Here is a 21,801-nt window from a genome sequence, read left to right as displayed (position 1 = left end):
GAACGCCCCATGCCTCGCGTCACCCTGCGCCCTGCCGTCCCCGACGACATCCCGCTGATCCTCGACCTCATCCGCGAACTGGCCGACTACGAAAAGCTGCTCGACGAAGTGAAAGCCGATGCCCAGCGCATGCACGACCACCTGTTCGGCCCGCGCCCCTACGCCGAGGTGCTGATCGGCGAGGTGGACGGCGCGCCGCAAGGTTTCGCGCTGTTCTTCCACAACTACTCCACCTGGCTAAGCCAACCGGGTATCTACCTCGAAGACCTCTATGTACGCCCCGCCGCCCGTGGCGCCGGCCTGGGCAAGGCGCTGCTCAGCGAACTGGCGAAGCTGGCGGTAGAACGCCACTGCGGACGCCTGGAGTGGTCGGTACTGGACTGGAACGAACCGGCCATTGGCTTCTACCGCAGCCTGGGTGCGTGCCCGCAAGACGAGTGGACCGTCTATCGTCTGACCGGTGACGCCCTGCGTGACTTGGCACGCAAGGGCTGAAACGAGCATCGCACTTGTGGGAAATGTGCTGGTCTTAATGCGCGCTCACCCTAGAGTTGGCCTCCTCTTGAAAGGACTCCGAACCATGATACTTCTACGCCGCGTGGCCGCCCTGATCGGCAGCCTCGCACTGGGACTCGCCGGGCCCGCTTCCGCCCGCGATGTGGACCAGGCCAGCTACGGCTATCCATTGGTCAACCCGTTCGAGGCGACCATCGCCACCACCCCACCCGAGCTGCGCCCGGAGTTGCCGACGGACGACGACATCCGCCAGTCGGACTACGCGCTCAAGTTGCGCCCCGAGCGCGAGCACGAGCTGCCGAGCAACTTCTGGCCGGTGAAAAAGCTGCACTACCGCCTGGCCCGCCAGGATCACGAAGCGCCACTGGTCTTCATCATCGCCGGCACCGGCGCGCACTACTCCAGCAGCACCCCGGAATACCTCAAGCGCCTGTTCTACAGCGCCGGTTACCACGTCGTGCAATTGTCCTCGCCGACCAGCTGGGACTTCATGGTCGGCGCCTCCCAGGTCGCCACCCCCGGTTACACACCCGACGACGCCGATGATCTCTACCGGGTAATGCAGGCCGTGCGCGCGCAGCATCCGGACCTGCCCATCAGCGACTACTACCTGACCGGCTACAGCCTCGGCGCGCTGCATGCGGCCTTCGTCAGCAAGCTCGACGAGACCCGCCGCAGCTTCAACTTCAAGCGCGTGCTGCTGCTCAACCCACCGGTGAACCTCTACACCTCGGTGAGCAACCTGGACAAGATGGTGCAGACCGAGGTCAAGGGCATCAACGACACCAACACCTTCTACCAGGTGGTGCTGTCCAAGCTGACCCGCTACTTCAAGCAGAAGGGCTACGTCGACCTCAACGACGCTTTCCTCTTCGACCTGCAGCAGTCCAAGCAGCACCTGTCCAACGAAGAAATGGCCATGCTGATCGGCGCGGTGTTCCGCTTCTCGTCCGCCGACATCGCCTTCACTTCCGACCTGATCAACCGCCGCGGCCTGATCACCCCGCCCAAGTACCCGATCACCGAAGGCACCAGCCTGACGCCCTTCTTCAAGCGCGCCATGCAGTGCGACTTCGAGTGCTACATGACCGACCAGTTGATGCCACTGTGGCGCGCCAAGTACGACGGCGGCAGCCTGCCGCAGCTGATCCAGCAGGTCAGCCTGTACGCCCTGAAGGACTACCTGCACGACAGCCCGAAGATCGCCGTGATGCACAACGCCGACGACGTCATCCTCGGCCCGGGTGACATCGGCTTCCTGCGCAGCACCTTCGGCGACCGCCTGACGCTTTACCCGCGCGGCGGCCACTGCGGCAACCTCAACTACCGCGTGAACGCCCAGGACATGCTGGGCTTCTTCAAGGGACAGGATGCCTCGGCCGCAGGCATCGCCACCGCGCAGACAGGGAACTGACTCCATGCCATTTCGCCATTCCTGGACCCTCGCCTTTCTGCTCGCCTGCGGCTACGCCCAGGCCGAGACGCCGCAACCGGTACAGCCACCCGCCACCAGCAAATTCGACACGGCACCGGACGAAGACGGCTTCAAGCACCCGCTGGATGTACTGAAGTTCAATCCCGGCCTGGATCAGCGCGAATTCGAACGCGCCACCATCGATGCCCTCACCGTCTATGACCCCTGGGAGTCGTGGAACCGTCGGGTCTACCACTTCAACTACCGCTTCGATGAATGGGTATTCCTGCCCGTCGTGAACGGCTACCAGTACGTGACCCCGCACTTCGTGCGCACCGGCGTGAGCAACTTCTTCAGCAACCTGGGCGAAGTGTCGACCCTGCTCAACAGCGTCGCCCAGCTCAAGCCCGAGCGCGCCGCCAACAGCACTGCGCGGCTGCTGTTCAACACCATTCTCGGCATCGGCGGCCTGTGGGACCCGGCCACCGCCATGGGCCTGCCGAAGATCAGCGAGGACTTCGGTCAAACCCTGGGCTACTGGGGCGTGCCGGATGGGCCGTACCTGATGCTGCCCATCCTCGGCCCCTCCAACCTGCGCGACACCGGCGGGCTGGTCACCGACTTCGTCGCTGCCCGCGAAGTGAACTACCTGAACTACTCCGACCTGAGCCGCGAATACTGGGAGCTGCCGGTCCTGGAAATCATCGACAAGCGCTACAGCAACAGCTTCCGCTACGGGCAGATGAACTCTCCCTTCGAGTACGAGAAGCTGCGCTACTTCTACACCGAAGCCCGACACCTGCAGATCCAGGAGTGACCCAGGAAACGCCGCCCTCGGGCGGCGTTTTCTTTCCTTAAACAATCAGATTATTCGATATATAAGTCGAAAAAACCGCAACCATTAATCCATCAATTGGGAATAGGATGCTCTCCATTCACAGATCAAGGAGGTTCCTATGACCCGTCTACGTACCGTGATCGACCAGCACATCGGCCACCCAGCCTCCGACGGCGCCGGTGTGCGCCTGACCCGCGTGATCGGCGGCCCCGGCATCGAGCGCTTCGATCCGTTCCTGATGCTCGACCAGTTCGACACGCAGAACCCCGACGACTACATCGCCGGCTTCCCCGCCCACCCGCACCGCGGCTTCGAGACCGTCACCTACATGCTCGAAGGGCGCATGCGCCACGAAGACCACCTGGGCAATCGTGGCCTGCTCAAGCCCGGCGGCGTGCAGTGGATGACCGCCGCCCACGGCATCATCCACAGCGAGATGCCCGAGCAGGTGGAAGGTGCCATGCGCGGCTTCCAGCTGTGGCTGAACCTGCCGGCGAAAGACAAGCTGTCCCCGGCCGGCTACCGCGACATCGAACCCGAGGACGTGCCGCGCGTGACCACCGCGCAAGGTGTGGGCGTGACCGTGATCGCCGGGCGCTTCGACGACGGAGAGACCGCTATCGACGGCGCCGTGCAGCGCCCCGGTACCGAGCCGCACTACTACGACCTGGTGCTGCCGGCCGGCACTTCCGTGGCTCCGCGCATTCCGGCGGGCCATCGGGTGATGCTGTACGTCTACGAAGGTTCGCTGCAGGTGCCGGGGGAGCGCGGCGACGAGACCGTCGCCACCAACCGCCTGGTGCGCCTGGGCCAGGGCGATGAGATCCGGCTCTCCAGCGATCAGGGCGCGCGCGTCCTGCTGCTGGCCGGCAAGCCGCTCGATGAGCCGATCGTGCAGTACGGCCCGTTCGTGATGAACAGCCGAGAGGAAATCGAGCAGGCCCTGCGTGATTACCGCGATGGGGTGTTCGCGGTTTGACTCATACGCACAAAGACAGGCTGGTGCAGGAGCGGACTCCGTCCGCGATAGGTCCGCTTCGCGCCGGGAGTCAATCGCGGACAGAGTCCGCTCCTACGCTCACGGAAACCCAGTAATTGACCGGCCTACAGCGACCAGTCCTCCATCCCCAGAAAGCGCGCGATCTCCGCGCGCTTTTCCATGGCATCGTGATAGCCCAGTTCGATCAACGCATTGCAATAACCCGGCTCGAACAACAGGTAGCTGAGCACTCCCGCCCCGCTAGCCTTGGTTGCGCCCGGCCCATGCAGGAACAGGCGCAATGCCCGTGGCAATTCGTGGCGGTACTGCGCGGCGATCTCGTCCAGCGGCCTGCTCGGTGAAATCAGCAATACATCCACCGGCGCCAGCCCCAGCGTCGCCCGGCGCGCCTCTTCGGGCACCAGCGAGCTGAGGAAGTTGATGCGGTGCAGCAACTCGATGTCGCCTTCCAGACTGTCGATAAAGGTGCTGTTCAGCAGATGAACGCCCACCTGGGCCAGGCTCGGCGGCTGGCCCGTCCGATAATTGGCCACTTGTTCGTTGGCGCTGCCGACCGTGGGGTTACCGCTCACGCCAATCACCAGCACGCGGTTGGCGCCCAGGTGCAGCGCCGGGCTGATCGGCGCCTGCTGGCGCACCGCGCCGTCACCGAAGTACTCGCGAAGGATCTTCACCGGGCGGAACAACAGCGGGATCGCCGAGCTGGCGAGCAGGTGCTCGATCTGCAGCCGCGTCGGCACACCGATGCGGCGGTGGCGCAGCCAGGGATCGATGGTGGCGCGGCCCTGGTAAAAGGTCACCGCCTGACCGGATTCATAACCGAAGGCAGTGACCGCCACGGCGCGCAAGTTGCGGCGACGCACGGCGGCAGCGATACCTGACAGGTCCAGTTCCCGTTCGAGGAGGTAGCGCAGTGGCGTGCTGTCCAGCAGCGCTACCGGCTCGCGCTTGCCCAGCCCCAGCAGACTATGACCGAGGAACTTGAAGGCCTGGCTGAACACGCCGGGCCAGTCGGCGCGGTACACCTGGCCGGTGCGAAAGCCCTTCCAGACCTGCGTCAGGCGCTCCACCGCGCCAGAGAAGGACAACGCCCCGCAGGCCAACCCGACGGCGTTGATGGCGCCGGCGGAAGTACCCACGATCACCGGGAAGGGATTCTCGGCGCCCTCGGGCAGCAGCTCGGCGATGGCGGCCAGCACACCGACCTGATAAGCCGCCCGCGCGCCGCCGCCGGAGAGGATCAGACCCGTAACGGCAGGACAATCTGGGGGAGTGGCGGAGTCGGTCACGGCAGAAGTCCTTATCTCGTCGATTCCAGCGTAGCCCGCCAACGCACTACTTCTTCTTGTCGTAGAGCTTGGGCTCGCCCTCGGGGCGGCTCTTGAAGCGGCGGTGCGCCCAGAGGTACTGCTCGGGCTGGCGGCGGATCTCGCTCTCCACCCACTGGTTGATGCGGATGCAGTCGGCCTCTTCACTCTCGCCGGGGAAGTCTTCCAGCGGCGGGTGGATGGTCAGGCGGTAGCCGGAACCATCGGCCAGGCGCGACTGGGTGAACGGCAGCACCAGCGCACGGCCCAGGCGGGCGAACTTGGTGGTGGCGGTGACGGTGGCGGCCTGGATGCCGAACAGCGGCACGAACAGGCTCTGCTTGGCGCCGTAGTCCTGGTCCGGCGCATACCAGATGGCCCGTCCGGCGCGCAGCACCTTGAGCATGGCGCGTACGTCTTCGCGCTCGATGGCGGTGGCGTCGGCGTTGTGTCGCTCGCGGCCAGTACGCTGGACGAAATCGAACACCGGGTTGTCGTGTTCGCGGTACATGCCATCGATGGTCTGTACCTGGCCCAGCAGCGCCGCGCCGATCTCCAGGGTGGTGAAGTGCATGGCCATGAGGATCACGCCCTTGCCTTCAGCCTCGGCCTTCTTCAGATGCTCGATGCCCTCGATGTGGGCAAGCCTGGCCAGGCGCGCCTTCGGCCACCACCAACTCATGGCCATCTCGAAGAAGGCGATGCCAGTGGAGGCGAAGTTTTCCTTGAGCAGGCGCTTGCGCTCGGCAGCGGACAGCTCCGGGAAGCACAACTCCAGGTTGCGTGCAGCAATCGCCCGGCGACTCCCCACCGCGCGGTACATCAACGCGCCCAGGGCGCGTCCCAGGCCGAGCAACGCCGGGTAGGGCAACTGGACCACCAGCCACAGCACGCCAAGGCCGAGCCAGAGCGGCCAGTGGCGGGGATGGAGGAACTCACGGCGAAAGGTGGGGCGGTCCATGGAACTTTCCGGTCACGATCGAAGCCCGACATTCTACCTTGCCGACACGCGCGGCGCTTCCTGTGTGGCCTAGCCATCGGCCACGCTTGCGGCTACCGGGGCGGTCCGCTATAAGTCCAACCCATTTGATGACGCAGTCCGACCATGAGCCAAGCTGACCTTCTCGACCACGATCCCGTATTCCAGCTCAAGGGCAGCATGCTGGCCGTCACCGTTCTGGAACTGGCCCACAATGACCTGCCGCGCCTGGATCGCCAGCTCGCCCAGAAGGTCGCCCAGGCGCCCAATTTCTTCCGCGACACCCCGCTGGTGCTGGCGCTGGACAAACTGCCCGACGGCGAAGGCCAGCTCGACCTGCAAGGCGTGCTGGACATCTGCCGCCGCCATGGCCTGCGCACCCTGGCCATCCGCGCCAGCCGCGAAGAAGACATCCGCCTGGCCACCATGTTCGACATCCCGGTGCTGCCGCCGTCCGGCTCCTCTCGCGAGCGCGTGGTCGAGGCCAAGGACGCCGTCCCGCAGGTGACCGGCGCCGCGCCGGTGCGCCGCCCGCGTGGCGAGAAACTCTCTGAGAAGGTGGTCGAGCAGGCCGCCGGCGCTGGCGTGCAGGCCGAGAAACCGGCTGAGCAGCCCGCCGAGACCAAGCACGAGGCGCCGGCCGAGGCGAGCGCCGAGCCAACCGCCGAAGCGCAGGAAGCCGCCCAACAGGACGCCGCGCCGGAAGCTGTTCCGGAAAAGCCTGCCGAGCCACCGGTACCGGTCGTCCGGCCGACCAAGCTGGTCACCACCCCGGTACGCGGCGGCGTGCAGATCTACGCCGCCGGTGGCGACCTGATTGTGCTCGCCCCGGTCAGCCCGGGTGCGGAACTTCTCGCCGACGGCAACATCCATGTGTACGGTCCCATGCGTGGTCGCGCCCTGGCCGGCGTCAAGGGCGATACCAGCGCACGGATTTTCTGCCAGCAACTGGCCGCGGAACTCGTGTCCATCGCGGGTAATTACAAGGTCGCCGAAGACCTTCGGCGCAGTCCGCAATGGGGGCAGGCGGTGCATGTCAGCCTGTCGGGTGACGTGTTGAACATCACCCGCCTTTAACGGATACTGCCGCGAAATTAAGTGACCAGAATTCTTCGTTTTTTCTTTGGGGTGAATCACCTTGGCCAAGATCCTCGTAGTCACTTCCGGTAAGGGTGGCGTCGGTAAAACCACCACCAGCGCAGCCATCGGCACCGGCCTGGCCCTGCGCGGCCACAAGACCGTCATCGTCGACTTCGACGTAGGCCTGCGTAACCTCGACCTGATCATGGGCTGCGAACGCCGCGTGGTTTACGACTTCGTCAACGTCATCAACGGCGAAGCGACCCTGACCCAGGCCCTGATCAAGGACAAGCGCCTCGAGAACCTGTTCGTGCTGGCCGCCAGCCAGACCCGCGACAAGGACGCTCTCACCCAGGAAGGCGTCGGCAAGGTCATCGAAGAGCTCAAGCAGTCCTTCGACTATGTCATCTGCGACTCCCCGGCCGGCATCGAGAAAGGTGCCCACCTGGCCATGTACTACGCCGACGAGGCGATTGTCGTGACCAACCCGGAAGTTTCCTCGGTCCGTGACTCCGACCGCATGCTCGGCCTGCTGGCGAGCAAGTCCGCCCGCGCCGAGAAAGGCGAAGGCGCGATCAAGGAACACCTGTTGCTGACCCGCTACAACCCGGAGCGCGTCACCAAGGGCGAAATGCTCGGCGTCGAGGACGTCGAGGAAATCCTGGCCATCCGTCTGCTCGGCGTGATCCCGGAATCCCAGGCGGTGCTCAAGGCATCCAACCAGGGCGTACCGGTCATCCTCGACGAAGAAAGCGATGCCGGCCAGGCGTACAGCGACGCCGTCGAGCGACTGCTGGGCAAAGAAATGCCCCACCGTTTCCTCGACGTGCAGAAGAAAGGATTCCTGCAACGACTGTTCGGAGGACGTGAATGAGCCTTTTAGATTTCTTCCGCAGCCGGAAGCCGCAAAACAGCGCCTCCATCGCGAAAGAAAGACTCCAGATCATCGTCGCCCATGAGCGCGGCAACCGTTCGCAACCGGATTACCTTCCGCAGCTGCAGAAAGACCTGCTGGAAGTGATTCGCAAATATGTGCCCATCGACCAGGAGCAGATTCAGGTCGAGCTGGCCAACCAGGGCAGCTGTTCGATCCTGGAACTCAACATCACCCTGCCGGAACGTTGATACGGCGGTGGTGAACCTGCGGCGGCCTTGGCCGCCGCAGGCGTTTCTGTCTCTCACTTTTCGCGCAATGGCGCACGAGTTTCCATGCCGCTTTCCCAGATCGAATTCGTCCATGAGGATGCCGCCCTGCTGGTGGTGAACAAGCCCACCCTGCTGCTCTCCGTGCCCGGTCGCGCGGACGACAACAAGGACTGCCTGATCACCCGCCTGCAGGAAAACGGCTACCCGGAAGCGCGCATCGTCCACCGCCTGGACTGGGAAACCTCCGGCCTGATCGTGCTGGCCCGCGACGCCGACAGCCACCGCGAGCTGTCCCGCCAGTTCCACGACCGCGAGACCGAGAAGGCCTACGCCGCTTTGTGCTGGGGCGAGCCGGAACTGGACAGCGGCCGTATCGAAGCACCGCTGCGCTACGACCCGCCGACCAAGCCGCGCCATGTGGTGGACTTCGAACAGGGCCGCCACGCGCTGACCTTCTGGCGCGTCATGGAGCGCCACGGCAACTGGAGCCGAGTCGAGCTCACGCCGATCACCGGCCGCTCGCACCAACTGCGCGTGCACATGCTGAGCATCGGCCATCCGCTGCTTGGCGATCGCCTGTATGCCGAAGGTGAAGCGCTGGAACTGCGCGACCGCCTGTGCCTGCACGCCTGCATGCTCAGTCTGACCCACCCGCAGACCGGCGAGCGCCTGCGCTTCGAGTCTCCTGCGCCGTTCTGACGCCTTCGGCTGTTGTAGGAGCGAGCTTGCTCGCGAACCTCCCGGCACCAATGTCGCCGGCTGAATCCATTCGCGAGCAAGCTCGCTCCTACAAGGGCTTCTGCGCGGGCGCGCAATGGCGCGCCTGAACGGGCCGCGGATTCGCGCATTTACGTTAAACTTCCGGCCATTCGCTGTCCGGAGTTACCCATGCGTACAGAACTCAACCAGGGCCTGATCGATTTCCTCGCGGCCTCCCCCACCCCCTTCCACGCCACCCAGGCCCTCGCCCGCCGCCTCGAAGAGGCTGGCTACCAGCGCCTGGACGAGCGCGACGCGTGGCGCACCGAAGCCGGTGGCCGCTACTACGTCACCCGCAACGACTCCTCGCTGATCGCCTTCAAGCTCGGCACCGCGCCGCTGCTGGAGAACGGCCTGCGCCTGGTCGGCGCACACACTGACAGCCCGTGCCTGCGCGTCAAGCCCAACCCCGAGCTGGTGCGCAACGGCTACTGGCAGCTGGGTGTCGAAGTCTACGGCGGTGCGCTGTTCGCCCCCTGGTTCGACCGCGACCTGTCCCTGGCCGGCCGCGTCACCTTCCGCCTGGCCGGCAAGGTCGAGAGCAAGCTGATCGACTTCCGGGCGCCTATCGCGGTGATCCCGAACCTGGCGATCCACCTCAACCGCGAAGCGAACATGGGCTGGTCAATCAACGCGCAGACCGAATTGCCACCGATCCTCGCCCAGGTCGCCGCTGGCACGACCCGTGACTTCCGCGACCTGCTCGGCGAACAGTTGCAGCTGGAGCACGGCATCACCGCCGACGCCGTTCTTGACTACGAGCTGAGTTTCTACGACACCCAGCGCGCCGCCGTGATCGGCCTGGACCAGGCGTTCATCGCCGGCGCCCGCCTGGACAATCTGCTGTCCTGCTTCGCCGGCCTGCAGGCCCTGCTGGGCAGCAACGATGAGCAGAGCGGCGTGCTGGTCTGCACCGACCACGAAGAAGTCGGCTCCTGCTCCGCCTGTGGCGCCGACGGCCCGTTCCTGGAGCAGGTGTTGCGCCGCGTGCTGCCCGAGGGCGATGCCTTCACCCGCACCGTTCAGCGCTCGCTGCTGGTCTCCGCCGACAACGCCCACGGCGTGCACCCGAACTACGCCGACAAGCACGACGGCAACCATGGCCCCAAGCTCAACGGCGGCCCGGTGATCAAGATCAACAGCAACCAGCGCTACGCCACCAGCAGCGAGACTGCCGGTTTCTTCCGCCACCTGTGCCTGGAAAACGAAGTGCCGGTGCAGAGCTTCGTGACCCGTAGCGACATGGGTTGCGGCTCCACCATCGGCCCGATCACCGCCAGCCAGATCGGCGTGCGCACCGTGGACATCGGCCTGCCGACCTTCGCCATGCACTCCATCCGCGAGCTGGCCGGCAGCCAGGACCTGCACTACCTGGCCAAGGTACTCAGCGCCTTCTACGACAGCGCCGACCTGCCCTGACCCGAACGCCCGGCACCCGCCGGGCTTTTTTTTGTGAAGAGTCATTCTGGAGAGTCTTCGAGGAGAGCCCGCCATGCCCTTCAACGGAAGCTGCCTGTGCGGCGATATCGGCTATGAGATCGATGGCCTGGACATGCCGATCGGCCACTGTCACTGCCGAACCTGCCAGAAGGCCCACGCGGCGGCCTTCGCCAGCACCGCCGGGGTGATGCGCGAGCACTTCCGCTGGACCCGCGGCGCGGACAAGGTGGCGGCGTATGAGTCGTCGCCCGGCAAGCTGCGCAAGTTCTGCCCGCGCTGTGGAACGCAGTTGATCGCCGAGCGCGACGGCCAGCCTCACGTCATCGTCCGCGTGGCCAGCCTTGACGACGACCCGGGCGTGCGGCCGGCGCGGCATATCTGGGTATCCCATGACCGCCCCTGGCTGGCACAGGAAGGGATTCCGGCCTATCCGGAATGGAATCCGGATCGGTGAAGGGGAATGTGTTTTTCGTAGGAGCGAGCTTGCTCGCGAATCGTGAAGCGTCGGAGTTGCCTGATACGCCCTCTCCCTGAAAGGAGAGGGTTAGGGAGAGGGTGTAAACCGGCAGTGACGTCGTTGGGCTGTTCGCGAGCAAGCTCGCTCCTATACGTCGGGTTCAGCGGTAGCGGCTCAATCCGGCACTTCCACGCTCACATGAATCGCATCGTGCCGCCAGAACTCCAGGTCGCAATCGATGATGCGCCCATGCTGGTCGCCGTTGATGCGGGTGATGCGCAGCGCCGGGCTGCCCTCGGCGACGCGCAGTACGCTGGCCGCCTCACCATGCAGGGCGGTGGGCACCATGTCGAAGCGCACGCGGCCGTAGCGGATGTCATAGCGGCTGGCATACAGCTCAGTGAGTGAACAGGTCAGGTCGCTGTCGAGAATCCCGGGGAAGTACGCCGGGTTGAGGTAATGCTCGACATAGAGCACCAACCGCCCGTCGATCCGCCGCACCCGGCGAATCTGGTAGACGCTGGACAGCGCCGGCAGCTCCAGCAGTTCGCAGATCGCCGCGCTGGCAGGAATCTGCCGCGCCGACAGCACCTCGGTCGCCGGCACCCGCCCCTGCCCTTCCACCATCGCGTGGTAGTGGCTGCGCACCAGCGGGTTGTACAGCAGGCGCGGCGGCGAGACGAACCAGCCGCGGCGTTCCTCGCGGTAGATCAGCCCCTGCGCCTCCAGTTGCCCCAGTGCCTCGCGCAGGGTGATCCGCGTGGTGTCGAACAGTTCGCTCAGCTTGCGTTCAGCCGGCAGCTTGCCGCCGGCGCTGAGCAGGCCGCTGTCGATCTGTTCGATGAGTGCGCGGCAGATCGCCGTGACCGTGGGTAGCGCCGTATCGCGCATTCGATTCCCTCTTTTGGACTAGTCCAGCCCCAGAACAGGGCATTTCCTTCCCCTTGCGGGGTGCGGTCATCCTAGGAAAGCCCGATGACCGTCCCGTGACAATGCCTTTGCAAGCAGCGCCCATGCCAGTTAACGACACCAGCGTAGACCAGGCGGATCAAGGCGTTGGCGATGGTCTACGCTTTTCCCCTACGACCCGCCGGCAGCTCAAGGCCGGGCCGGCGCGCCTGGGGCGTACATCAAACTGTCATCCGCCCTGCATAGATTGGCCTGCGTCTTGCTGATCTAGACCACGCTTGAAAACACCGAACTTCATCCGAAGGAGCACCGAATGAAACGCTTGCTTGCTTCATTGCTGGGATCGGCCATTGCCTTTGGCAGCGGCCTCGCCATGGCGGCCACCGCCGATCTGCAATCGCTGGAAGCCGCCGCCCGCAAGGAAGGCCAGGTCAACAGCGTGGGCATGCCCGACAGCTGGGCGAACTGGAAGGACACCTGGAAGGACCTGGAAAGCAAGTACGGCCTCAAGCACATGGACACCGACATGAGCTCGGCCCAGGAGCTGGCCAAGTTCAAGGCCGAGAAGGAAAACGCCAGCGCCGACATCGGCGACGTCGGCGCCGCCTTCGGTCCCATTGCCGTACAGCAGGATGTCAGCCAGCCCTACAAGCCCAGCACCTGGGACCAGGTGCCGGATTGGGCCAAGGACAAGGACGGCCACTGGGCGCTCGCCTACACCGGCACCATCGCTTTCATCGTCAACAAGCAGTTGGTGAAGGACGTTCCGCACAGCTGGGCCGATCTGCTCAAGGGCAAGTACAAGGTCACCATCGGTGACGTCAGCACCGCCGCCCAGGCCGTCAACGGCGTGCTGTCCGCTTCCATCGCCAACGGCGGCGACGAGAAGAACATCAAGCCCGGCCTGGAGTTCTTCGCCCAGTTGGCCAAGCAGGGCCGCCTGTCGCTGACCAACCCGGTGATCAACACCCTGGAGAAGGGTGAAGTGGAAGTCGGCATCGTCTGGGACTTCAACGGCCTGAGCTACCGCGACCAGATCGACCCGTCGCGCTTCGAGGTGCTGATTCCTTCCGACGGCTCGGTGATCTCCGGCTACACCACCATCATCAACAAGTATGCGAAGAACCCGAACGCCGCCAAGCTGGCGCGTGAATACATCTTCAGCGACGCCGGGCAGATCAACCTGGCCAAGGGCAACGCACGCCCGATCCGCGCCGAGCACCTGACCCTGCCCGCCGAGGTGAAAGCCAAGCTGCTGCCCAACGAGCAGTACGCCAAGGCCCAGCCGATCAAGGACCCCAAGGCCTGGGAAGAGACCTCCAAGCGCCTACCGCGGATGTGGCAGGAAAACGTCATCATCAACATGCAATGACGCCCAGCCGCCCCGGTTCGCGCCGGGGCGGCCGTGCTTCGACAAAGGCCCCGCCCCATGCGCCACGACGTCATCCTGGTCGTCCTCGACGGCCTCAACTACAGCGTCGCCCATGACTGCATGGGCCACCTGCAGGCCCTGTGCAATGCCGGCCGCGGCCAGCTCTACCGACTCGAATGCGAACTCCCCTCGCTGTCGCGCCCGCTGTACGAATGTATCCTCACCGGCGTGCGTCCCATCGACAGCGGCATCCTGCACAACGACGTGTCACGCCTGTCCAACCAGCGCAGCCTGTTCCACTACGCCCGCGATGCCGGCCTGACGACTGCCGCCGCGGCGTACAACTGGGTCAGCGAGCTGTACAACCGCACGCCCTTCGACCCGGCGCGCGACCGTCATACCGACGACCAATCCCTGCCGATCCAGCACGGCCACTTCTACTGGACAGACCACTACCCCGACTCACACCTGTTCACCGACGCCGAGTCGCTGCGCCGCCGGCACGCACCGAACTGCCTGCTGGTGCACCCGATGAACATCGACGACGCCGGCCACAAGCACGGCCTGGGCACGCCGCAGTACCGCAACAGCGCGCGGCACGCCGACATCATCCTTTCCGAGTACCTGCACCAGTGGCTGGCCGCCGGCTACCAGGTGATGGTCACCGCTGACCACGGCATGAACGACGACCGCAGCCACGGCGGCATCCTCCCCGAGGAGCGCGAAGTGCCGCTGTTCGTCTTCGGCGAGGCGTTCAGCCTCGATGACCAGGCGCGCCCGCGCCAGGTCGAACTCTGCGGCACGCTGTGCGAGATACTCGGCGCCGCCCACGACAAGCCGGTCTGCCGGGAGCTGCTCAAGGCATGAGATCGAACACCGGGAAACTCTTCGCCCTGCTCTGCCTGCTGCCCTTCGCGCTGTTCTTCTTCGCGTTCCAGTTGGCACCGCTGCTGTGGGTGATGATCAACAGCGTGCGCACCGGCGACGGCTGGGGCCTGGCCAACTTCAGCGAGATCTTCGGCTCGCCGTTCTATCTGCAGGCAATCCGCTACAGCCTGGAAATCTCGCTGTGGTCGAGCCTGATCGGCCTGCTGATCGCCGTGCTCGGCAGCTACTCGCTGCGCCAGGTGGATAGCAGGCTGCGCGACTTCGTGATGGCCTTTGCCAACATGACCAGCAACTTCGCCGGGGTGCCGCTGGCCTTCGCCTTCATCATCATCCTCGGTTTCAACGGCGCCATTACCCTGCTGCTCAAGCAGGCCGGGCTGATCCAGGACTTCAACCTCTACTCGAAGACTGGCCTGATCATCCTCTACACCTACTTCCAGATTCCCCTGGGCGTGATGCTGCTCTACCCGGCCTTCGACGCCCTGCGCGAGGACTGGCGCGAATCTGCCGCGCTGCTGGGCGCCAGCCAGTGGGCCTTCTGGCGGCACATCGGCATCCCGGTACTGACGCCGGCGCTGCTGGGCACCTTCGTCATCCTGCTGGCCAACGCGCTGGGCGCCTACGCCACGGTCTACTCGCTGACTACCGGCAACTTCAACGTTGTGCCGATCCGAATCGCCGGGCTGGTGTCGGGCGACGTGTTCCTCGACCCGAACATGGCCAGTGCGCTGGCGATGGTGCTGGTCGGCCTGATGACCATCATCACCCTGGCCCACCAGTGGCTGCTGCGCCGGAGCTACCATGTCGAGAAACGCTAGCCCGCTGTACCACCGCGTGGTGGTCTATGCGCTGTTCCTGATCCTGCTTGTGCCGCTGGCCGCCACCCTGCTCTATTCGCTGGCCACTTCGTGGAGCGCCAGCGTGCTGCCGGACGGGCTGACCCTGAAGTGGTTCCTGACCCTCTGGAGCGACCCGCGCTTCCTCGTCGCTTTCGGCCAATCGCTGCTGGTGTGCTTCGGCGCGCTGATCCTCAGCGTGGTGCTGGTGCTGCCGCTGATGTTCGTCATCCACTACTACTTCCCGCGCCTGGACGCGCTGATGAACGTGCTGATCCTGCTGCCCTTCGCGGTGCCTCCAGTGGTGTCGTCGGTTGGCCTGCTGCAGCTCTACGCCTCGGGCCCGGTGCCCATCGTCGGTACGCCGTGGATACTCATCGGCTGCTACTTCACCATCGCCCTGCCCTTCATGTACCGGGCGATCAGCAACAACCTGCAGGCGATCAACCTGCACGATCTGATGGACGCCGCCCACCTGCTCGGCGCCAGCACCTGGCAGGCCGCCCTGCTGGTGGTGCTGCCGAACCTGCGCAAGGGCCTGATGGTGGCGCTGTTCCTGTCGTTCTCCTTCCTCATCGGCGAGTTCGTCTTCGCCAACCTGCTGGTGGGCACCCGCTACGAGACGCTGCAGGTGTTCCTCAACAACATGCGCAACAGCAGTGGCCACTACACCAGCGCGGTGGTGGTCTCCTATTTCCTCTTCGTCCTGCTGCTCACCTGGGCAGCAAATCGGTTGGGCTCTGATAACAAAGAGATGGACAAGACATGAGCTTCCTCAGCGTCGAGACACTGAACAAGAGCTTCGGCAGCACCACGGTCTTCCAGGACATCGACTTCGCCGCCGAGCGTGGCGAGTTCGTCACCCTGCTCGGCCCCAGCGGCTGCGGCAAATCCACCCTGCTACGCTGCATCGCCGGTCTCACCGCGGTGGACAGCGGGCGCATCCTGCTGGACGACGAAGACATCGTGCCGAAAAGCCCGCAAAAGCGCGGTATCGCCATGGTGTTCCAGAGCTATGCACTGTTCCCCAACATGACCGTCGAGCAGAACGTCGCCTTCGGCTTGCGCATGCAGAAGGTGCCCGCAGCGGAGTCCGCGCAGCGCGTGCGCGAGGCGCTGGAGATGGTCGAGCTCGGCCCGCTGGCCGCGCGCTATCCACACCAGTTGTCCGGCGGCCAGTGCCAGCGCGTCGCCCTGGCCCGTTCGCTGGTCACCCGCCCGCGCCTGCTGCTGCTCGACGAGCCGCTGTCGGCGCTGGACGCGCGCATCCGCAAGCACCTGCGCGAGCAGATCCGCCGTATCCAGCAGGAACTGAAACTGACCACGGTGTTCGTCACCCACGACCAGGAAGAAGCCCTGACGCTGTCCGACCGCATCGTGCTGATGAACGCCGGGCGCATCGTCCAGAGCGGCGACGCCGAGACGCTCTACACCGCTCCGGAAAACGCCTTCGCCGCCGGTTTCATCGGCAACTACAACCTGCTCGAAGCAGCCCAGGCGACCAGGCTGCTGGACCGTCCCTTCAAGCAGCAGGTGGCGATCCGCCCCGAGTCCCTGCGCCTGAGCATGGAGCCGGGCGAGGGCATCCCGGTTCGGGTACTCTCCCACAGCCTGCTGGGCAACGTGATTCGTTACCGGGTCGACGCCAGCGGCGTCGAGCTGACCGTGGACGTCCTCAATCGCAGCGCCGAGCGCCTGTACCCGGCCGGCACCCAGCTCGGCCTGCAAATCGACATTGAAAGCATTCGGGAGGTGGCCTGATGGCCCTGGTGATATTCGACCTCGACGACACCCTGATCGACGGCGACTGCGCGAGCCTGTGGAGCCAGCGCATGGCCGATCTCGGCTGGGTGGATGCGGAGTCGTTCCTCAAGCGCGACGCCGAACTGATGGCGCAGTACGCGCAGGGCAAACTGCCCATGGAGGACTACATGGCCTTCGCCCTGGAGCCGATGGCCGGGCGCAGCGTGGATGAGATCGAACGGGAAGTGGAAACCTTCGTCGAGGACGTGATCGAGCCGCTGATCCACAGCGACGCCTGCACCACCCTCGCCCGCCATCGCGAGGCCGGCGACCGCCCGCTGGTGATCTCTGCCTCGGGCGTGCACCTGGTCAAACCCATCGCCGAACGCATCGGCATCGACGAGGTGCTGGCCATCGATCTGGAGGTGGTCAACGGCCACTACACCGGCCGCACCGTCGGCGTGCTGACCTACCGCGAAGGCAAGGTGCTGCGCCTGCTCGACCTGCTCGAAGGCGACGACAGCCCGCTGGCCGAGGCGCACTTCTACTCCGACTCGCGCAACGACCTGCCGCTGCTCAAGCTGGTGGGCAAGCCGCATGTGGTGAATGCCGACCCGGTGCTGCTGGAGCACGCGCAGAAGATGGGCTGGGACGTCCTGAACTGGAAGTGAGCCCGGCATGCCGGCCTGCCTGAACCGTCAAGCCGGCAACATCTCCAGCAGATACTTCTGTATACGAAGCTCTTCCGTCTCCTGGGACAGGTCCGGTGACAGCCGCGCGGAGGCCACCGCCCGATTGAGCTGCTGGCGAAACGCCTGTTGATCTCCTGCGTCTGCAGCGCGCATCGCCAGGCAGCGCGCCCAGATGCTCGCGTATTCGCGTTTCAGGCGCTGCGGCAGCAACTCGTCGAACAACCCGAGCGCACTCCGGGAGGCAACGGCCTGGGCGAACGCCAGCTCGGCGCCGATCAACCGGAGCATGTCGTAAAGCACCGTTTGCAGCGCCTCAGGAAGAGCGTTGCGCTGAACCTGGAAAGCAGCATCCAAGGCGGCGGCCTCCTGCCAGCGCCCCTGGATCTGCAGTGCGCGTAGACGGATGGATAGCGCCACCAGCGGCATCGGCGACTCCTGGGATTCGAGCAACTCCAGGTCCGCTTCGGGCATCTGGTCCGCACACAGCCCCGAGCAGGACAGCCCCATCAAACGAGCGAAAGCCAATTGCGGATGTTCCGCATCCATCCCCCGCCACCAGCGCAGCATCCACAAGCCGTCGCTGACCTGCTTGAGCTTGCCCTGCACCGGCAACAGATTGGCGATCCCCATGCAGGCATTGGTCGCGGCCACCGCGAGCAGGCCCCCCTGTGCAGGACCATCTGCCAGCGCCAGCGAAACCAGCCCCGCGAACACGGCCACGACCAGGTTCGCCAACGGACCACCGGCATTGAACCAGACATGCTGGCGCCGCCAGGGACCACGCGGGTCGGCGAAGGCCATCACATAGCCGGCGAGTTTCTGCGGGTGTTTCGGCTGCCGGCTGAATGTCCAGCCCTGGCGCTGCATGCGGAAATCCCAGCGACCGACGCGCAGGCGCATCACCGTCATACCGCCCAGGCGCGCGCCCAGGAAGTGCCCGAATTCATGCACGAAGATGGACTGGTAGATGGCCACGAAGCCGAGCAGCAGACCGGGGACGATCCACACCGCTCCGACCGGCATCGAGAGCATGCTCAGGGCCATGCCCAACGCGCCCGTCGCACCCCCGAGAAAGATCATCAGCAGCCTCAATGGCGTGTTGAGCCACTCAGGCAGTGACCAGAGACCGGCAGCATTGCCGGCTCTGGTTTGCGACATCCCTGTCTCGCTCATGGCTGCACCCCCTGCGCCAAGTGCCCGATCAGCTCAGGCTTTCGTCGATCAGTACCACCACTTTGCCCTGCACCTGGTTGCTCGCCAGCGCATCGAACGCGCTCTGCGCTTCGCGCACCGGGAAGGTGCGCTCCAGTTGCGGGCTCAGCTTGCCAGTTTCGAACAATGGCCAGACCTGCTGCCCCAGCTCGGCGATCAGCTGTGCCTTGAAGTCAGCATCGCGCGAACGCAGGGTCGAACCGATCAGTTGGATACGCTTGCCCAGCAGCAACGCCAAGTCCAGTTCAGCCTTGCGACCACCCATCAGACCGATAACCACCCATCGCCCGTCACGGCCAAGGATTTCCAGATCCAGCTTGGCGTAGTTCGCGCCCACCGGATCGAGGATCACATCGAAGGGAGCGAAATCCCGAAGCGATTCGAGGCTCTCGCCGCGCAGGGCGCCGCCTTCTGCACCCAGACCCTCGCAGTACGCGAGACGGTCGGCCGAACCGACGCTGACCCAGCACGGGCTGCCGAAGGCCTTGCACAGCTGGATACCCGCCGAGCCGACGCCGCTGGCGCCTGCGTGCAACAGCACCTTCTCGCCCGGCTGCAGTGCACCGAGCATGAACAGGTTCAACCACGCGGTGGCGTACACCTCGGGCAGCGCAGCGGCTTCGGCCAGGCTCAGGCCGGCGGGTACCGGCAAGGCATGACGCCCATCGACCACCACTTCCTCAGCCATGCCGCCACCGGCCAGCAGGGCGCAAACGCGGTCACCCACCTGCCAGGTACTACCGGCGCCGACCTCGGTCACCACCCCGGAACATTCCAGGCCGATGATGTCGCTCGCCCCCGGTGGTGGCGGGTAAAGACCGGCCACTTGCAGCAGGTCGGCACGGTTGAGTCCCGCCGCGGCGACCTGAATTCGGATCTGTCCCTGTGCGCAAGTCGGGTTCGCGCGCTCACCCCACTCCACTCGCCCTTCGATGCCTTGCAATGCGTTCACGCTGCCTCCATAGTGACCTTGCAGGGCCCGATCCGTAAGGTCGGGCCCTTTCTTCGCGCCGAATTCACCTGCGATTGAACCCGGCGCCGCCAATTAAGGCCTAATATGCGTCATAACTCCGCGATCAGTCGAATCAGCATGAAGCGATTTTTGCCCCGTACCGCCCTGTTGTTCATCCTCGGCGCCACCGCCTTTTCCTCGTTCGCGGCGACCACCAGCCCGAACGTCTGGGATGGCCTGCAGCCCGACCGTGATCAGGTGATCGCCAGCCTCAACATCGTTGAGTTGCTCAAGCGCCATCACTACAACAAGCCGCCGCTGAACGACGAGCGCTCGGCGAAAATCTACGACAGCTACCTGAAGACGCTCGACCCGGCGCGCATGTACTTCACCGCCGCCGACATCGACCAGTTCGCGCCTTGGCGTACCCAGTTCGACGACTTCCTGAAAAGCGGCGAATTGGAACCGGGCTTCACCATCTACAAGCGTCATCTCGACCGCCTCAAGGAGCGCCTGGATTTTGCCCTGGCCACCCTGAACAAGGGCGTCGACAAGATGGACTTCAAGGCTGACGAATCGCTGGAAATCGATCGCGAGAAATCACCCTGGGCAAAAGACAGCGCCGCGCTCGACGACCTGTGGCGCAAGAAGGTGAAGGACGAAGTCCTGCGCCTGAAGATCGCCGGCAAGGACAACAAGGCCATCCAGGAACAACTGACCAAGCGCTACAAGAACCAGCTGATGCGCCTGGAGCAGACCCGCAGCGAAGACATCTTCCAGGCCTACATCAACGCCTTCGCCCAGACCTACGATCCGCACACCCAGTACCTGTCTCCGGACAGCGCGGAGAACTTCGACATCAACATGAGCCTCTCGCTGGAAGGCATCGGCGCTGTACTGCAGAGCGACAACGACTACGTGAAAGTCGTGCGCCTGGTACCCGCCGGCCCCGCCGAGAAGAGCAAGCAGATCGCCACCTCCGACAAGATCATCGGCGTCGCCCAGGGCAAGGGCGAGATGGTCGACGTGGTCGGCTGGCGTCTGGATGAAGTGGTCAAGCTGATCCGCGGCCCGAAAGGCTCGCAGGTCCGCCTGGAAGTGATCCCGTCGACCAACGCGCCGAACGACCAGACCAGCAAGATCGTCACCATCACCCGCGAGGCGGTGAAGCTGGAAGACCAGGCGGCGAAGAAGTCGGAAATCACCATTGAACACGAAGGCAAGAACTACAAGCTGGGCATCATCGACGTGCCGGCGTTCTACCTCGACTTCAAGGCTTACCGCGCCGGCGATCCGAACTACAAGTCCACCACCCGCGACGTGAAGAAGCTGATCGCCGAACTGCAAAAGGACAAGGTCGACGGCATCGTCATCGACCTGCGCAACAACGGCGGCGGCTCCCTGCAGGAAGCCACCGAGCTGACCGGCCTGTTCATCGACCAGGGCCCGACCGTGCTGGTGCGCAACAGCGACGGCCGCGTCGACGTGCTCAACGATGACGAGGGCAAGGCCTTCTACACCGGCCCGATGACCGTACTGGTCAACCGCCTGTCCGCCTCGGCCTCGGAGATCTTCGCTGGCGCCATGCAGGACTACCACCGCGCGCTCATCGTCGGTGGCCAGACCTTCGGCAAGGGCACCGTGCAGACCATCCAGCCGCTCAACCACGGTGAACTGAAACTGACCCTGGCCAAGTTCTACCGCGTCTCCGGCCAGAGCACCCAGCACCAGGGCGTGATTCCGGACATCAACTACCCGTCCATCGTCGACGACAAGGAAATCGGCGAGAGCGCCCTGCCCGACTCCATGCCGTGGGACACCATCAAGCCCGTGCTGAAGGCCCAGGCCGATCCGTTCAAGCCGTTCATCGACCAGTTGCGCACTCGTCACGACGCGCGCACCGAGCACAACGCAGACTTCGTCTACGCCCGTGAGCGCCTGGCCCTTGCCCAGGAGCTGATGAAGGAGAAGACCGTCAGCCTCAACGAGGCCAAGCGTCGCGCCCAGCAGACCAGCATCGAGAACCGTCAACTGGCCATGGAGAACGCCCTGCGCAAATCCAAGGGCCAGGAGCCGCTCAAGGAGCTGAAGAAGGAAGACGAGAACGCCCTGCCGGAAGAGGACAAGACCAAGCCGCAGGACGACGCGTACCTCACCGAGTCCGGGCACATCCTGATCGACTACCTGAATCTGGACTCCCAGGTCGCAAAACACTGATCGGATATCATCAAACAGTCATGACGCTGTCGTGAAATGCACAG

General features: G+C 64.8%; 22 protein-coding genes. 17 read left to right on the top strand and 5 right to left on the bottom strand.

Annotated elements, in window-relative coordinates; translation table 11 throughout:
* The first annotated feature begins 9 nt into the window (after positions 1 to 9).
* The 4 genes from CTR55_RS08775 to CTR55_RS08760 all read left to right on the top strand — a co-directional run bounded on the left by CTR55_RS08775 (position 10) and on the right by CTR55_RS08760 (position 3,747).
* On the top strand, positions 10 to 495 hold the full coding sequence (locus tag CTR55_RS08775; RefSeq protein ID WP_296285515.1) for a GNAT family N-acetyltransferase: 486 nt from the start codon (positions 10 to 12) through the stop codon (positions 493 to 495).
* Positions 496 to 580: 85 nt separating this feature from the next.
* Positions 581 to 1,930: a serine/threonine protein kinase gene (locus CTR55_RS08770; RefSeq protein ID WP_296285514.1), complete on the top strand. Its 1,350-nt coding sequence runs from the start codon at positions 581 to 583 to the stop codon at positions 1,928 to 1,930.
* Between the two features lie 4 nt (positions 1,931 to 1,934).
* Positions 1,935 to 2,747, top strand: coding sequence for a VacJ family lipoprotein (locus CTR55_RS08765; RefSeq protein WP_296285513.1), 813 nt, complete (start codon positions 1,935 to 1,937; stop codon positions 2,745 to 2,747).
* Positions 2,748 to 2,886: 139 nt separating this feature from the next.
* A complete protein-coding gene (locus CTR55_RS08760) occupies positions 2,887 to 3,747 on the top strand; it encodes a pirin family protein (RefSeq protein ID WP_296285512.1) in 861 nt (286 codons plus the stop codon).
* 125 nt (positions 3,748 to 3,872) lie between these two features.
* Here the strand turns inward: CTR55_RS08760 and CTR55_RS08755 are convergent, their stop codons facing one another.
* A complete protein-coding gene (locus CTR55_RS08755) occupies positions 3,873 to 5,057 on the bottom strand; it encodes a patatin-like phospholipase family protein (protein WP_296285511.1) in 1,185 nt (394 codons plus the stop codon).
* 46 nt (positions 5,058 to 5,103) lie between these two features.
* Positions 5,104 to 6,036 carry a lipid A biosynthesis lauroyl acyltransferase gene (locus CTR55_RS08750; protein WP_296285510.1) on the bottom strand — a complete coding sequence of 311 codons (933 nt, stop codon included), beginning with the start codon at positions 6,034 to 6,036 and terminating at the stop codon, positions 5,104 to 5,106.
* A 144-nt stretch (positions 6,037 to 6,180) separates the two neighbouring features.
* Here CTR55_RS08750 and minC point away from each other — a divergent pair, with 144 nt between their 5' ends.
* The 6 genes from minC to CTR55_RS08720 all read left to right on the top strand — a co-directional run bounded on the left by minC (position 6,181) and on the right by CTR55_RS08720 (position 10,933).
* Positions 6,181 to 7,131 carry a septum site-determining protein MinC gene (gene minC, locus CTR55_RS08745; RefSeq protein ID WP_296285509.1) on the top strand — a complete coding sequence of 317 codons (951 nt, stop codon included), beginning with the start codon at positions 6,181 to 6,183 and terminating at the stop codon, positions 7,129 to 7,131.
* A gap of 61 nt (positions 7,132 to 7,192) precedes the next feature.
* A complete protein-coding gene (gene minD, locus CTR55_RS08740) occupies positions 7,193 to 8,008 on the top strand; it encodes a septum site-determining protein MinD (RefSeq protein WP_296285508.1) in 816 nt (271 codons plus the stop codon).
* The gene (minE, locus tag CTR55_RS08735) at positions 8,005 to 8,259 is read left to right on the top strand and encodes a cell division topological specificity factor MinE (protein WP_296285507.1); all 255 of its coding nucleotides are present in this window, start codon (positions 8,005 to 8,007) and stop codon (positions 8,257 to 8,259) included. The genes minD and minE overlap by 4 nt, the downstream gene beginning before the upstream one ends.
* A gap of 84 nt (positions 8,260 to 8,343) precedes the next feature.
* The gene (locus tag CTR55_RS08730) at positions 8,344 to 8,979 is read left to right on the top strand and encodes an RluA family pseudouridine synthase (protein WP_296285506.1); all 636 of its coding nucleotides are present in this window, start codon (positions 8,344 to 8,346) and stop codon (positions 8,977 to 8,979) included.
* 189 nt (positions 8,980 to 9,168) lie between these two features.
* Positions 9,169 to 10,458, top strand: coding sequence for a M18 family aminopeptidase (locus CTR55_RS08725; RefSeq protein ID WP_296285505.1), 1,290 nt, complete (start codon positions 9,169 to 9,171; stop codon positions 10,456 to 10,458).
* A 73-nt stretch (positions 10,459 to 10,531) separates the two neighbouring features.
* Positions 10,532 to 10,933 carry a GFA family protein gene (locus CTR55_RS08720; RefSeq protein ID WP_296285504.1) on the top strand — a complete coding sequence of 134 codons (402 nt, stop codon included), beginning with the start codon at positions 10,532 to 10,534 and terminating at the stop codon, positions 10,931 to 10,933.
* 177 nt (positions 10,934 to 11,110) lie between these two features.
* Here CTR55_RS08720 and CTR55_RS08715 read toward each other — a convergent pair whose 3' ends face one another.
* Positions 11,111 to 11,827 carry a UTRA domain-containing protein gene (locus tag CTR55_RS08715; RefSeq protein ID WP_296285503.1) on the bottom strand — a complete coding sequence of 239 codons (717 nt, stop codon included), beginning with the start codon at positions 11,825 to 11,827 and terminating at the stop codon, positions 11,111 to 11,113.
* 331 nt (positions 11,828 to 12,158) lie between these two features.
* Here CTR55_RS08715 and CTR55_RS08710 point away from each other — a divergent pair, with 331 nt between their 5' ends.
* The 6 genes from CTR55_RS08710 to CTR55_RS08685 are packed head-to-tail and all read left to right on the top strand — an operon-like array spanning position 12,159 to position 17,355.
* Positions 12,159 to 13,217, top strand: coding sequence for an ABC transporter substrate-binding protein (locus CTR55_RS08710; protein ID WP_296285502.1), 1,059 nt, complete (start codon positions 12,159 to 12,161; stop codon positions 13,215 to 13,217).
* Positions 13,218 to 13,274: 57 nt separating this feature from the next.
* Complete coding sequence (locus CTR55_RS08705; RefSeq protein ID WP_296285501.1) at positions 13,275 to 14,084, top strand: alkaline phosphatase family protein; 810 nt, start codon at positions 13,275 to 13,277, stop codon at positions 14,082 to 14,084.
* Positions 14,081 to 14,923 (top strand): ABC transporter permease subunit, encoded by an 843-nt coding sequence (locus tag CTR55_RS08700; RefSeq protein WP_296285500.1) that lies wholly within the window; start codon positions 14,081 to 14,083, stop codon positions 14,921 to 14,923. Before CTR55_RS08705 ends, CTR55_RS08700 begins: the two co-directional genes overlap by 4 nt.
* Positions 14,907 to 15,710: an ABC transporter permease gene (locus CTR55_RS08695; protein ID WP_296285499.1), complete on the top strand. Its 804-nt coding sequence runs from the start codon at positions 14,907 to 14,909 to the stop codon at positions 15,708 to 15,710. Before CTR55_RS08700 ends, CTR55_RS08695 begins: the two co-directional genes overlap by 17 nt.
* Positions 15,707 to 16,702, top strand: coding sequence for an ABC transporter ATP-binding protein (locus tag CTR55_RS08690; RefSeq protein ID WP_296285498.1), 996 nt, complete (start codon positions 15,707 to 15,709; stop codon positions 16,700 to 16,702). Before CTR55_RS08695 ends, CTR55_RS08690 begins: the two co-directional genes overlap by 4 nt.
* Positions 16,702 to 17,355, top strand: coding sequence for an HAD family hydrolase (locus CTR55_RS08685; RefSeq protein ID WP_296285497.1), 654 nt, complete (start codon positions 16,702 to 16,704; stop codon positions 17,353 to 17,355). The genes CTR55_RS08690 and CTR55_RS08685 overlap by 1 nt, the downstream gene beginning before the upstream one ends.
* A gap of 27 nt (positions 17,356 to 17,382) precedes the next feature.
* Here the strand turns inward: CTR55_RS08685 and CTR55_RS08680 are convergent, their stop codons facing one another.
* Both CTR55_RS08680 and CTR55_RS08675 read right to left on the bottom strand, forming a co-directional pair.
* A complete protein-coding gene (locus tag CTR55_RS08680) occupies positions 17,383 to 18,549 on the bottom strand; it encodes a site-2 protease family protein (RefSeq protein WP_296285496.1) in 1,167 nt (388 codons plus the stop codon).
* 28 nt (positions 18,550 to 18,577) lie between these two features.
* Positions 18,578 to 19,540 carry an NAD(P)H-quinone oxidoreductase gene (locus tag CTR55_RS08675; protein ID WP_296285495.1) on the bottom strand — a complete coding sequence of 321 codons (963 nt, stop codon included), beginning with the start codon at positions 19,538 to 19,540 and terminating at the stop codon, positions 18,578 to 18,580.
* Positions 19,541 to 19,678: 138 nt separating this feature from the next.
* On the opposite strand from CTR55_RS08675, the gene CTR55_RS08670 reads away from it, so the two are divergent.
* The gene (locus CTR55_RS08670; RefSeq protein ID WP_296285494.1) at positions 19,679 to 21,757 is read left to right on the top strand and encodes a carboxy terminal-processing peptidase; all 2,079 of its coding nucleotides are present in this window, start codon (positions 19,679 to 19,681) and stop codon (positions 21,755 to 21,757) included.
* Positions 21,758 to 21,801 lie beyond the last annotated feature (44 nt).

Source organism: Pseudomonas sp. (assembly GCF_002796985.1).
GTDB lineage: Bacteria > Pseudomonadota > Gammaproteobacteria > Pseudomonadales > Pseudomonadaceae > Pseudomonas.
Note: the sequence above shows the minus strand (reverse complement) of the source record. Positions and strands in the feature narration are given on the sequence as shown.